General features: G+C 35.9%; 10 protein-coding genes and 6 tRNA genes. 11 read left to right on the forward strand and 5 right to left on the reverse strand.

Annotation, left to right across the window (positions count from 1 at the left end):
• Window positions 1–7: 7 nt before the first annotated feature.
• Window positions 8–247 (reverse strand): hypothetical protein, encoded by a 240-nt coding sequence (locus AC6H33_RS03925; RefSeq protein WP_497605659.1) that lies wholly within the window; start codon window positions 245–247, stop codon window positions 8–10.
• Between the two features lie 66 nt (window positions 248–313).
• Between AC6H33_RS03925 and AC6H33_RS03930 the strand changes: the two genes are divergently transcribed.
• A complete protein-coding gene (locus AC6H33_RS03930) occupies window positions 314–1282 on the forward strand; it encodes an IS3 family transposase (protein WP_497605660.1) in 969 nt (322 codons plus the stop codon).
• Window positions 1283–1337: 55 nt separating this feature from the next.
• Here the strand turns inward: AC6H33_RS03930 and istB are convergent, their stop codons facing one another.
• Entirely contained in the window at window positions 1338–2144 is an 807-nt protein-coding gene (gene istB / locus AC6H33_RS03935) for an IS21-like element helper ATPase IstB (RefSeq protein WP_497604552.1), read from the reverse strand.
• Window positions 2135–3241 (reverse strand): IS21 family transposase, encoded by a 1107-nt coding sequence (gene istA, locus AC6H33_RS03940; RefSeq protein WP_497604551.1) that lies wholly within the window; start codon window positions 3239–3241, stop codon window positions 2135–2137. Before istA ends, istB begins: the two co-directional genes overlap by 10 nt.
• A 182-nt stretch (window positions 3242–3423) precedes the next feature.
• Here istA and AC6H33_RS03945 point away from each other — a divergent pair, with 182 nt between their 5' ends.
• Entirely contained in the window at window positions 3424–3558 is a 135-nt protein-coding gene (locus tag AC6H33_RS03945; protein WP_497605661.1) for a tyrosine-type recombinase/integrase, read from the forward strand.
• 100 nt (window positions 3559–3658) lie between these two features.
• On the opposite strand, the gene ileS is transcribed toward AC6H33_RS03945, so the two are convergent.
• Window positions 3659–6418: an isoleucine--tRNA ligase gene (ileS, locus tag AC6H33_RS03950; RefSeq protein WP_497605662.1), complete on the reverse strand. Its 2760-nt coding sequence runs from the start codon at window positions 6416–6418 to the stop codon at window positions 3659–3661.
• A gap of 122 nt (window positions 6419–6540) precedes the next feature.
• On the opposite strand from ileS, the gene AC6H33_RS03955 reads away from it, so the two are divergent.
• The 7 genes from AC6H33_RS03955 (at window position 6541) to AC6H33_RS03985 (ending at window position 8371) form a co-directional block, all read left to right on the forward strand.
• Window positions 6541–7629: a CinA family protein gene (locus tag AC6H33_RS03955; RefSeq protein WP_497605663.1), complete on the forward strand. Its 1089-nt coding sequence runs from the start codon at window positions 6541–6543 to the stop codon at window positions 7627–7629.
• Window positions 7630–7702: 73 nt separating this feature from the next.
• Window positions 7703–7778: transfer RNA gene (locus AC6H33_RS03960), tRNA-Lys, on the forward strand.
• A 17-nt stretch (window positions 7779–7795) separates the two neighbouring features.
• A tRNA-Asp gene (locus tag AC6H33_RS03965) sits at window positions 7796–7872 on the forward strand.
• A 19-nt stretch (window positions 7873–7891) separates the two neighbouring features.
• Window positions 7892–7967 (forward strand) — tRNA-Val (locus AC6H33_RS03970).
• Between the two features lie 26 nt (window positions 7968–7993).
• Window positions 7994–8069, forward strand: a tRNA-Glu gene (locus AC6H33_RS03975).
• A 26-nt stretch (window positions 8070–8095) separates the two neighbouring features.
• Window positions 8096–8171 (forward strand) — tRNA-Val (locus AC6H33_RS03980).
• Between the two features lie 123 nt (window positions 8172–8294).
• Window positions 8295–8371: transfer RNA gene (locus AC6H33_RS03985), tRNA-Asp, on the forward strand.
• Window positions 8372–8476: 105 nt separating this feature from the next.
• Here AC6H33_RS03985 and AC6H33_RS03990 read toward each other — a convergent pair.
• The gene (locus tag AC6H33_RS03990; RefSeq protein ID WP_497605664.1) at window positions 8477–9589 is read right to left on the reverse strand and encodes an FtsW/RodA/SpoVE family cell cycle protein; all 1113 of its coding nucleotides are present in this window, start codon (window positions 9587–9589) and stop codon (window positions 8477–8479) included.
• 49 nt (window positions 9590–9638) lie between these two features.
• Here AC6H33_RS03990 and AC6H33_RS03995 point away from each other — a divergent pair, with 49 nt between their 5' ends.
• Both AC6H33_RS03995 and AC6H33_RS04000 read left to right on the forward strand, forming a co-directional pair.
• Entirely contained in the window at window positions 9639–10610 is a 972-nt protein-coding gene (locus tag AC6H33_RS03995) for an RluA family pseudouridine synthase (RefSeq protein WP_497605665.1), read from the forward strand.
• A complete protein-coding gene (locus tag AC6H33_RS04000) occupies window positions 10558–11964 on the forward strand; it encodes a fibronectin type III domain-containing protein (RefSeq protein WP_497605666.1) in 1407 nt (468 codons plus the stop codon). The genes AC6H33_RS03995 and AC6H33_RS04000 overlap by 53 nt, the downstream gene beginning before the upstream one ends.
• Window positions 11965–11968 lie beyond the last annotated feature (4 nt).

The following is an 11968-nucleotide window of genomic DNA, read 5'->3' on the forward strand; positions in this document are numbered from 1 at the left end:
TATGTGTTTAATAGTCTGCATTTTCAATCATATCACTGTATATTTGTTCAGCATTAATAAACTCTTGAAAGTCTTCAATATCCTCAAGATATGAAGACACTTTATTAAAAAAATCATCTGAAAACGATAATGACAATCCACTTTCTGCATATTTCCACGCGAACTGAGAAGATTCAAATTCAAGCCAATTATCTATCTTATCAAATTGCTCGCATATTTCTTCATATATAATGGCCTGAAAAATCAAGACAGAAGATTTGCCTAATTTATTTCCAAAAACGATAAAATAAATATGAAATATATGGAGATGAATATGAGTCGAAAAAAAGGTCAGATATACAGTGCGGAGCAGAAGACAAAAATTGTATTAGAGCTACTAAAAGAAGATCAAACAATAAATCAGCTAGCAACAAAGTATCAGATAACAGCAAAATCTATTCAGAACTGGAAGAAGCAGTTTTTAGAGAATGCTTCATTGGCATTTGAACCGGCAAAAGCGGTTCAAGAGTTCAAGGATGAAATAAAATCTAAAGATGAAGAGATAGCAGAGCTTCAAAAACAACTTGGTAAATCGGTTGTTGAAAAGGAATGGCTATCAAAAAAGCTAGAGAGCTCGGTCTCATTAAATAAGCGTAAAACACTTGTCGAGAACGGGCTTGAACTTACTAAAACAACCCAATGTAAACTCTTAAGTATAAGCCGTGCAACGCACTACTATAAAGCAGTGCCAGTCAGTGAACAGAACTTAAAAATAATGCATACTATAGACGAAATAGCCACAGACAACTCAGAGTATGGATATCGTTATATTTATCGACAGCTCATAGAGGATGGTTACATCATAGGCAAAGACAGAGTGCTTAAATATATGCAATCTATGGGGATACAAGCGATTTATCCAACGAAAAAGCGTTTGACTAGCATCAAAAATCCAGAGCACAAGATTTATGAGTATTTACTCAAACCTTACTGGACAAGAACAGGCCGAACTAAACAAGTCTATGTTCCAACACCAAATGAAGTATGGAGCGGAGATATCACTTACATCCGAACTAACGGTGGATTTATGTACCTTGCAGCAGTTATAGATTGGCATACAAAAGCGATTTTAGCTTATAAGATTTCCAACTCTATGGATGCAACTCTGGCTACAGATGTGCTCAAAGAGGCACTAAATAAATATCCAAAGCCAAAGATATTTAATTCTGATCAAGGAAGTCAGTACACAAGTTATGAGCATACTCAAACTTTAAAACAACATGACTGTCAACGGCGGAGTTAAATTCGGCAGATTTTCGTAAAAAATATTACGAATAGTAACCTTAAGCAACGACGGTTTAATCTCCTCCTTTTACTGATTTTTCCTCTTTAAACTTATATAAGTCTGAATTGACTACTCCTTCATCTTTTTTCTCTTTTAAACGATACGAATCCCCAAGTATATTTATGACGTGTGAATGGTGTAGTAATCTATCCAGTATAGCAGTAGTCACCACTTTGTCATTCGCAAATATACCGCTCCATTGACTAAACACCAAATTTGACGTAACGATGGTTGCTCCTCTTTCGTATCGTTTGGAGATTACTTGAAAGAAATGGTGAGCGTCCTCTTTACTCATTGGGAAATAACCTATTTCGTCAATTACAAGGAGTGATGGTGCCATAATAGCTTGACGAATAAAAGAGTCGTAGCGTTTCTCTTTTTTGGCATTACTCATTTGCATAATCAAATCAGAAATGGTAATAAACCGAGCTTTAATCCGTTTTTGCACTGCCCCGTAGGCAAGAGCAATAGCTAAGTGGGTTTTACCCACACCTGATTGCCCAAGAAGGATAATATTCTCGTTTCGTTTTACAAACTCCAGTGTAGCAAGTTCTTCAACTTGTCTTCGATTAACCCCTACGGTAAAGTTAAAATCAAACTGTTCAAGTGTTTTTATAGTGGGAAACCCCGCCATTTTTGTAAGGGTAATTCGAGAGCGTTTAGCTCTATTGTCAGATTCAAATTTGAGCATCTCATACAAATATTCACTGTATTTCCAGTTCTCTTTTGCAGCACGATTACTAAGCTCATGGTGCATCTCGCCAAACGTATTTAATTGTAGCTCCCGACAAAGCGTTTCAATCTTGGTGATTAGTTCCATAGAGCTCCCCCTATAGCGTATGCAGGCACCACAAGATAGGCAACGGCGGGTATAAACTCATCATAGCGTTGTAAGTCGCGGTTGGGAATATGGATGGTAATTCTATTGGATGTTTGGCTATTTTTTGATACACTTTGAGCTGTAGCTTTTGTTGGGTGGACACCGCAATAAGGCTTAGGTAGAGGATGCAACTGCGATTGCTCCTCTGCCAACAAGTCAAATGGTTTATATAAGGTTGTTTGATGTACTCTGGAGTTAGCTGTAAAATCCAACCAATCCATAACTGCTGCATTGGCGTTCTCCAAGCTCATTTTATACCCCATCATTGAGAGTCTTACTTTAAAAATATTGTGAAAACTGTATCTGAAATAGTGGTTAAATCTTTCTACTTTTCCCTTTGTTTGCGCACGATATGGCTTGCAGACTTTAAGTTCCATCCCACAGTGTTTTTGGGCAAAGTCTCGAAACTGTTCATTGAATTTATGCTTACCAAATCCATAAGCGTTACGCTTAGTGATAACCGTCTTCATATTGTCATAGAGACCCTCATGGGGCACTCCGCCAAAGTAGCTAAATGCGTTCATATGGCACTTAATAAGCGTCTCTACTTTTTCATCACTCACATATTCAACATACGATGTTCTGGAGTATCCCATGGTAGCTACAAACGCAGATAAGCCATCTTTTGGAAACTCTACCCAATCCACTTGCATCTGCTGGGCTTTTTTTGTTTCAAATCTCACAAGAGGCTCTTCATCTTTGACCTTTTGACGAAGCTCATGTCGTGATATGATATCCTTCATCCAACGAAGGCTTCCTCTGTAGCCTATCTTTTGAATCTCATCATAGATTGCAGTGTTTGGTATTGCAACACCAAGCTTGTGTGCCTCTTCCAACATTCTGGCAATGTTTGGAAGATAGGGATCTACTGTAGTCTCTACCGCCTCTCTTTTTATAACGGGAATGTAGCCTTCTGGCAGCTTTGCGTATTTGGCAACAGTATCTCTGTTGATACCTAATTTTCGTGCAACAGCACTTTTACTAAGCCCATCTTTGAGCATTTTATGAATCATTTTTACTTCACCTTTTTTAAGCACTTATCCCCTTTCAACTTTTTGAAAAGAGACTTTAACAAAATTAATTTGTTTCTTTAAGCTTTTGGTTGTAAAAACTACTTTTTAGCAGCTTTTCATACTGCCCATTTTAACTCCGCCGTTGACAAGCAAACCTTAACAAGCGAGTAACTTCACATATATTTAGACACTCTTATGCAACACATTTGCTTCAAGCAGGAATTGATTTGAGGAGTATTCAGGAATTATTAGGACATAAAAGCGTTGAAACTACGATGATATACACTCATGTAGTTTCAGAGATGAACAAAGCTAAAGTCATCAGCCCATTAGATTTTTAGTTATTTAAATTTTTTTACGAGTACTATTCCAACACCGATAATTACAAATATCATAGCGATAGTTGCTATGATAAATGAGCTCTCAACAGGAGCTGTTAAATCAGGCATTTAGTACCTTTGAACATCTCTTACATGTAGAGGTTTCATCTTTTGCTTGGTATTTCCAACATCTTGGGCATTTTGCATCAGTAGCTTTTTGGATAACAAAAATATCGCCGTCTACCTCAAATTTGCCTAACTCTTCTATGATTTGAGTATGAGAAATGCCAGAAACTACAAACCAATCTTCAGCGGCTGTTTTATCCATCTCTACTATCTTTTTTGACTCAGTTACTATGACTAGCTCAAGAGTGTTTTTGATGATTTTCTCTTTTTTGAGTCCATCAACTATCTCATAAAACTTCTCTCTTGCAGCGTACATGTACTCCGTGTTAAATCCAGACTCTGCAACGTCAATATTTTTATGAACAAAATCAAAAATATCCTCTTTGCTCTCTCTTATAACTTCAGGCAGATACTCAACAATCTCATCAGCTGTATAAGTTAGTATCGGAGCGATAAGCGTTAGAAGTGATTTGACAATTAGAGCCATTGCGCTTTGGCTTGATGTTCTTCTTGCATCATCTTTAGCGTCACAGTAAAGAGAGTCTTTTGTGATGTCGATGTAGATACCGCTTAACTCATTTACTATAAAGTTATTTAGCAGACTCATACCATTTACAAAGTTATAGTTGCTAAATGATTTGTGAACACCATCAAACACGCTTTTTGCTTCGTTTAAGATCCACTTATCTAACTCGCCCATTTTCTCATAAGGAGTTAATGCGTGTAAATCATTGATGTTTGCAAGCATTATTCTAAAAGTATTTCTTAGTTTACGATAGTTCTCAGCGCTCTGTTTTAGGATGCTTTGAGAGATTTTTAGATCTCCTTGATAGTCACTTGAAGCTACCCAAAGACGAAGGATTTCGCTGCCATACTCTTTTAAAACAGTCTCAGGAGCTACAACATTGCCCTTAGACTTAGACATTTTCTCGCCTTTTTCATCGACTGTAAAGCCATGAGTAAGAACGCCTTTGTATGGTGCTTTGTGCTCAACAGCAGCACTTAAGAACATAGATGACTGGAACCATCCGCGGTGCTGATCGCTTCCCTCAACGTATAAATCTGCTTGAAACTCTCCAGCATCATAGTTGCGAGATTTTAGAACTGAGTACCAAGTTGAGCCACTATCAAACCAAACATCTAAGATATCTGTAACTTTTTCAAGCTCATCAGCGCTGTATCCAGCACCAGGGTAGAGGAGCTGTTCTGTTGGCATCGAGTACCAAGCATCACTTCCGTGCATCTCAAAAATCATAGCAGTGAAGTTTAAAACCTTCTCATCAAGAAGAACTTCTCCAGTCGCTTTTACTCTGAAAAATGCGATAGGAACGCCCCAGTCTCTTTGACGAGAGATACACCAGTCAGGGCGGTTTGCTACCATTGATTTTAGTCTGTTTCTTCCAGTTTCAGGAAAAAACAGTGTCTTTTCAACTTCATCAAGTGCAATATTTCTTAGTGTTTTGTCTTCGCCGTTTGGAGTTCCATCAACACTGATAAACCACTGTTTTGTAGCTCTAAAAATAAGAGGAGTGTGGCTTCTCCAGCAGTGCGGGTATGAGTGTCTGAACTTTGAAACATGAACAACGCTCTCTCCCATAAGAGTTATCAAATCTTCATTTGATTTGAAGATATGGCGACCTAAAAAATCTTCTGCATTTGGGATTAAACCATCACGAACTATCGTCTCATCATAACATCCAGTCTCATCAACAGGCATAACTACTTCTAAGTCATAAACAAGTCCTATGCGGTAGTCATCTTCACCATGCCCAGGAGCTGTATGGACGCATCCTGTACCATTTTCAACTAAAACATGTTCGCCCAAAACTATACGTGAAGTTCTGCCATTGAGTGGGTTAAGCGCTAAGAGATTTTCAAACTCTTTAGCTTTAAATGTTTTTGCAATCTCTCCACTGAGGATATTGCTCTCTTTGAGTGAAGAGAGAAGTTTTTTAGCAACTATATATCCAGCTGTTGTTAAAACATACTCCTCTTCAGGGTTTAGCGAAATACCAGTGTTTGCAGGAATAGTCCACGGAGTTGTAGTCCAGATAACTAAAGCCGCTTTTGAGCTGATTGATAGTTTTACTTTTGCTTCATCGCTTAATTCAAATGCTATAAATATTGAGTAATCCTCTTTATCTTCATACTCAACTTCAGCCTCTGCAAGTGCTGTTCTCTCGGCCCATGACCAAAAAACAGGCTTGCTGCGCTCAATAAGAAGTCCTTTTTTTGCAACATTACAAAGAGTGCGGTAGATATTTGCTTCAAATTTAAAATCCATAGTAACATAAGGATTTTTCCAGTCAGCGATAACACCAAGCTTTTTGAACTCTTCTCTTTGAATATCTACAAATTCAGCTGCATGAGCACGACAAAGTTTTCTTACCTCTGATTTTTCTAAAAGCTCTTTTTTTTGTTTTCCTCCAAGTTTTTTCTCAACTTGTTGCTCAATTGGTAGTCCATGACAATCCCAACCTGGGGTAAAACGAACAGATTTGCCGTTAAAATAGTTATGTTTAATAATAATGTCTTTTAAAATTTTATTTAGCGCATGACCGATATGTGTATGTCCATTTGCATATGGAGGACCATCATGAAGAGTGAAGCTTTGCGCATTTTTGCGGTTTGCCTTCATCTTCTCATATATTTTTTTATCGTCCCAAGAGGCATATCTCTTTGGTTCATTATTGATAAGATTGCCTCTCATCTCAAATTTTGTAGTTGGTAGAAGTAGTGTGTCTTTATAATCCATATGAATTCCAAATAATAGAAAATTTTTGGATTGTATCTTTATAGGGTTTAAAAGCTACTTTAATGTAGTCATTTGGTGCTATAATTGGCAAATCAAATCTCTTTAAAAGGGCTGCTAGAACCATGAAACTTCATCTTATTTTTATCGGTAATAAATTTATATATAACCTTCCTCTTAGAGAATATATCATAAGAAAAATTGAGCAAAAGGTTGATTTTATACACTCAATTACTTTTTTTAAAGAGAGCGATAACTCACTTTTTTTATATCTTGATAAAGAGTTAAACTCTCAAAATAGACAAATTATAGTAACTACAAAACAGTACTTTTCAACTATGGGGAAACTTTTATGCACCATAACTGGAGATAATCAGATTTTAAAAGATGAGATGCTTATACCATCAAATTCCTCTATATATGAAAATGGCAGCTATCTTTTAGAGTATAAAGAGTCTATCATAAATGTTCTTCATATGGATGAGATGCAGATGTTTCCTGAAGTGCTACTAGAGGTAGAGGATTCTAAAGCAACTATACATCTTTTTGAAGAAGATAAAGAGAGCGCTGTTGCGATGCTCTCTCCAATAGCGCAGATGTATGATATAAAAATTGATATAGTAACTCTTATAGAAGGTTGGCTTAGAGTTGATATTAGAAGTAAAAAATATGGAAATATATCAAAGTTTATAGCTTCAGCAAAACAGTTATTGCCAAATAAATTAATAGCAACATCAAACATCGTAGCTTTTATAATAGAGAGGCTTTCATCTTGTGGAAAAAAAGTTGCTTTTGCAGAGAGTTGTACGGGTGGACTCTTGACTTATTATTTTACAAAAAACAATAATGCATCTAAAATTCTTGATGGCTCTTTAATAACATACTCAAATACTATCAAAGAAAATTGGCTTGGAGTAGAGAGTAAAACACTTGAAGAGTATGGTGCAGTAAGCAGTGAAGTTGTTTTGGAGATGAGTGATGGAGCTTTAAATGTTAGTAATGCAGATTACTCTATATCTATAAGCGGAATAGCAGGAGATGGCGGGGGAAGCGAATATAAACCAGTCGGAACTGTTTACATAGGTATTAGAAGTAAAGAAACACATCAGGAAGAGCGTATAAACTTAAATGGAGATAGAAACTATATACAGCATCAAAGCGTGCTTTTTGCTATAAAAATGCTACTGCTGATGGACAAAGAGACGTTTTTTTAAATTTGCCATTTTTTGTCTTGACAATTAAAACCTATTTGCCTATAATTTCGTCCTCTAAACGATTAGAGAAAATGTCTTGTTAGCTCAGCTGGTAGAGCATCTCACTTTTAATGAGGTGGCCGATGGTTCGAATCCATCACAGGACACCATTTTTACTTTTATATGCGCGGTGGTAGTTCAGTTGGTTAGAATACCTGCCTGTCACGCAGGGGGTCGCGGGTTCGAGTCCCGTCCACCGCGCCACGTTAGTTCGATTTTAAATGGGCGTTTAGCTCAGTTGGTAGAGCGCTACCCTTACAAGGTAGATGTCACAAGTTCGAGTCTTGTAATGCCCACCATTTAAAAACCTTTTGTTTATGAAAGTGACCCTTTCGTCTAGTGGCCAAGGACACTATCACTTCATGGTAGGGACAGAGGTTCAAATCCTTTAGGGGTCGCCATTATTTTTGGTGTTATATAAAAAAATGGGCGTTTAGCTCAGTTGGTAGAGCGCTACCCTTACAAGGTAGATGTCACAAGTTCGAGTCTTGTAATGCCCACCATTTTTTGATTATGACTTCGTTAAATTTCAGTTCGCATAGTTTACTATGCTTCATTAAAATTTGCCTTGTCTAATACAAAAAAACAAGTTTTTAAAAACTCTTTTAGAAACAATTATTTAATGCGCGGTGGTAGTTCAGTTGGTTAGAATACCTGCCTGTCACGCAGGGGGTCGCGGGTTCGAGTCCCGTCCACCGCGCCACTACCTTTTTAAATTCCTAAAACAACAAATTTCAAAGCATTTTCAAAATTTACTTTGCCAGATTTATGTCAATTCTCTTTCTAAATACTTATACCCATTCTAAAATCAAATAAAGCTTTTTGTACCACGTCCGTCATACATATCTTTATATCTAAACGTTATTAGATTTTGCATAATTGCAAATAAAATCATAAAATTTATAAAACTACTTCCACCATAACTAAACATGGGCAGAGGCACACCAACAACTGGGGCATAGCCTATTGTCATGGAGATATTTACTCCCATATATATAAAAACCATAAAAGCTATTGAGATTGTAACAACCTTTATAAAATTATCACTGTTAAAGATACTTAAACTCATAAGATGCAAAATTAGCATGACATATATTAAAATAATTCCAAGTGCCCCTAGAAAGCCAGTTCTCTCAACAAGAAAAGCAAAAATAAAGTCACTCGTAGCAATTGGCAAAAATCTCATTTGAGTTTGTGTTGCATCATCTTTTGATTTTCCAGTAAATCCGCCTGAACCAATTGCAATGATAGATTGTTGAACATGATAGGAAGGTTTTTCGCTTAAAAAATCATGGATTCTAGTTTTTTGATAATCATGAAGTAAAAAATTGTAAGCGATAGGAGAAAAAATTAAAATTCCCCCAACTAAAAATGCCCAAATTTTCCAATATACTCCGATATAAAATAAAACTCCAAAACCAATAAGTAAAAGAACTAATGCAGTACCTAAATCAGGCTCTTTTGCTATTAAAATAAAAGGAAGAAGTATATAAAAACTTATTTTTGCAAACTCCTTTAATCTGTATCCATCCATTGGTGGAGGTGCTTTATTTATAAGATATGCCAACATTAAAATAAGGGCAGGTTTGACAAATTCGGATGGTTGAATCGTAGCATTAACAAAGGGTATATCTATCCATCTTTGTGCTCCAAGTCTTGAGTGGCCAAAAAACTCTACACCAAGTAAAAGAGCTATGCTTAACCAATAGATTAGAGGAATAATCCAACTCATTCTTCTAATAGGAAGTAAGAAAATAGCTAAAAATGTTAAAGAAGCAATGCCAACATAAGCTGCTTGTTTTTGTGCAAGGGCAGGAACAGCTTCGCCGATAAGCCAGTTTGATGTTATAACTAGAGGTATGATTAATATAATAGAAAAGAGGTCAAATTGTGCTAAAATGCGCTTATCAATTCTCCACAAATTTAAAACTCCATAAGATTTTAGAAATTGTATCATAAAGGTTTATAATATGAATGAAACACAAAGTTATATTTGTGAGGCTCCTGAGCGCCTCGATACATTTTTAACATCGAAAATAGGGCAGAGTCGTTCACAAATAGCTCAACTAATTAAAAAAGAGTCAGTTTTAGTTGATGGTAAAGTGGTTTCAAGAAGCGGAGTAAAACTAAAAGAGAATCAAGTAGTTTTAGTTGAGTTTCCTCCAGCAGAGTTAAAAGCAGCATTAGATGTTGATTTTGATGTAGAAATACTTTATGAAGATGATGATATTTTGGTTATCAACAAGCCAACAGACTTAACAGTTCATCCAGCTCCAAGTGTTAAAGAAGCAACTCTTGTTGATTGGTTAAAACACAAAGGAATAAGACTTTCAACTCTTAGCGGAGAAGAGAGACATGGTATTGTTCATAGACTTGACAAGGGAACAAGTGGTGCTATGGTAATTGCAAAAAACAATGCCTCACATGAATTTTTATCAAACCAACTGCAAGATAAAAGCATGGGAAGATACTATCTAGCTGTTGTAAATCCACCTCTAAAAGAAGATTTAAGCGAAGTTATTGCTCCAATAGCAAGAAGCACTCACAATAGACTTAAGATGGCAATTTTAGAGCATGGCAAATATGCAAAAAGTGCTTTTAAAGTTTTAATGCTCTCAAATGATGAAAAAAATCAGCTTCTTGCATGTAAACTTTACACTGGCAGAACTCATCAAATTCGTGTACATTTAGAGAGTTTAAATCGTCATATTATTGGTGATCATATATATGCTCAAAGCCCAAAGCAAGAGAAATCGGAACGAATTTTGCTTCATGCATACATAATATATTTTATTCACCCAAAAAGTAAAGAGAGAGTCTCTTTTGTTGCATCATTAGATAATAATATGAAAGAGTATATAGATAAAAAATTCAATACGGAGAAGATAGATGAAATTATTGACGTTAGTAACATTATGCACGGCTTCCCTGCTAATACTTAGTGGTTGTGGCGGTAATGTGCCAATACCAAAAAAAGAGGCAGTCATTGATACAACTCTTCCAATTGTAGAGCTTACAGCAAATGGGACAATTATAGACTCTGGCTCAATAGCTCTTGAGTGGAAAGCAATTGATGATCAAAGAGTAGAAGGTGTTTATATATACAAGGTTTCTCTTGATGAAAACGATAGCAATAAAAATGAATACTACGATACTGTAAATAGTCGTTTTTCAACTCATTACTTAGACACAAAAATAGAAGCAAATTCTAGATATGCCTACTATTTTAAAACATATAGTGCCAAAGCAGAGTCTCAAAAAAGTGAAACAACAATTATTACATCTCTTCCTCAGCTAGAGTCTGTTATCTGGATTCATAGTACTCAAGGAATGCCAAGAAGTGCTAAGGTAATATGGCGTCCACATGCAAATGAAAAAGTAAAAGCATATATCATTCAAAGAAGAACTCTTCAAGAGAGCAAATGGAGTGATATTACAACAGTCAATGGACGTCTTAATGCTGAGTATATTGATGAAAACTTGCAAGACAATTTCACATATAAATATCGTATTCGCGTACTTACATATGATGGCATAGTTTCTAAGCCGAGCGAAGAAGTTAGTGTTGTAACAAAAGAGTTACCAGCAGAGATTATGCAAATTGTTGCTTCTACAGATATGCCAAAGAAGATTGAGATTCACTGGAGAGGTACACAGGCAAGTGATTTTTTAATGTATAGAGTATATAGATCTGTTAGCATAAACGGAAGTTATGAGATGTTGGCTGAGACAAAAAATAGCTCATATACAGATAAAATTGGCGAAGATTCAAAAGAGTATTTTTACAGAGTTAGTGTTGTAGATAGAGATAAGTTAGAGAGCGTTAACTCTAACTTTACGGCACTTGGAAGAACTTTAGTAAAGCCTTCAGCTCCTTCACTTGCAGAGGCAATGTTTGTAAATGGACAAGTTAAACTCTCTTGGGTTAGCTCTGATTCAAGAGCAAAAAGTTATATAGTGCAAAAAAAATTCTCTAAAAGTTTTTTAGAGAGTTCTATCGAAGATTTTAAAAATATTAATGGAAATCAATTTTTAGATTCAAATGTTGAATATGAAAAAACATATTATTATAAAATTTTTGCCGTAGATGCTAATGGTATAAAATCAGAGCCTAGTATAGAGGTAAAGTTGAAAATTGAAGATAAAAGTATGGTTCCAAAAAGAGCAAATCCTTCAAGTGTTCAGCAAAATAGAGTTGAGCAAAATGTAGTTCAAGAGAGAAAAGTTCAGCCTTCAAGCCCTATTTCTCCAGCTCCAATAGAAGAAGTAATTATACCAATGCAAGATTTTAACTAAACGA

It is taken from the genome of Sulfurimonas limnophila, assembly GCF_059705345.1.

Excerpts from the sequence above, each read along its gene's own strand:
- AC6H33_RS03930 (WP_497605660.1), top strand. The coding sequence starts at position 314 with ATGAGTCGAAAAAAAGGTCAGATATACAGTGCGGAGCAGAAGACAAAA.
- istB (WP_497604552.1), bottom strand. The coding sequence starts at position 2,144 with ATGGAACTAATCACCAAGATTGAAACGCTTTGTCGGGAGCTACAATTA.
- ileS (WP_497605662.1), bottom strand. The coding sequence starts at position 6,418 with ATGGATTATAAAGACACACTACTTCTACCAACTACAAAATTTGAGATG.
- AC6H33_RS03955 (WP_497605663.1), top strand. The coding sequence starts at position 6,541 with ATGAAACTTCATCTTATTTTTATCGGTAATAAATTTATATATAACCTT.
- AC6H33_RS03995 (WP_497605665.1), top strand. The coding sequence starts at position 9,639 with ATGAATGAAACACAAAGTTATATTTGTGAGGCTCCTGAGCGCCTCGAT.
- AC6H33_RS04000 (WP_497605666.1), top strand. The coding sequence starts at position 10,558 with ATGAAATTATTGACGTTAGTAACATTATGCACGGCTTCCCTGCTAATA.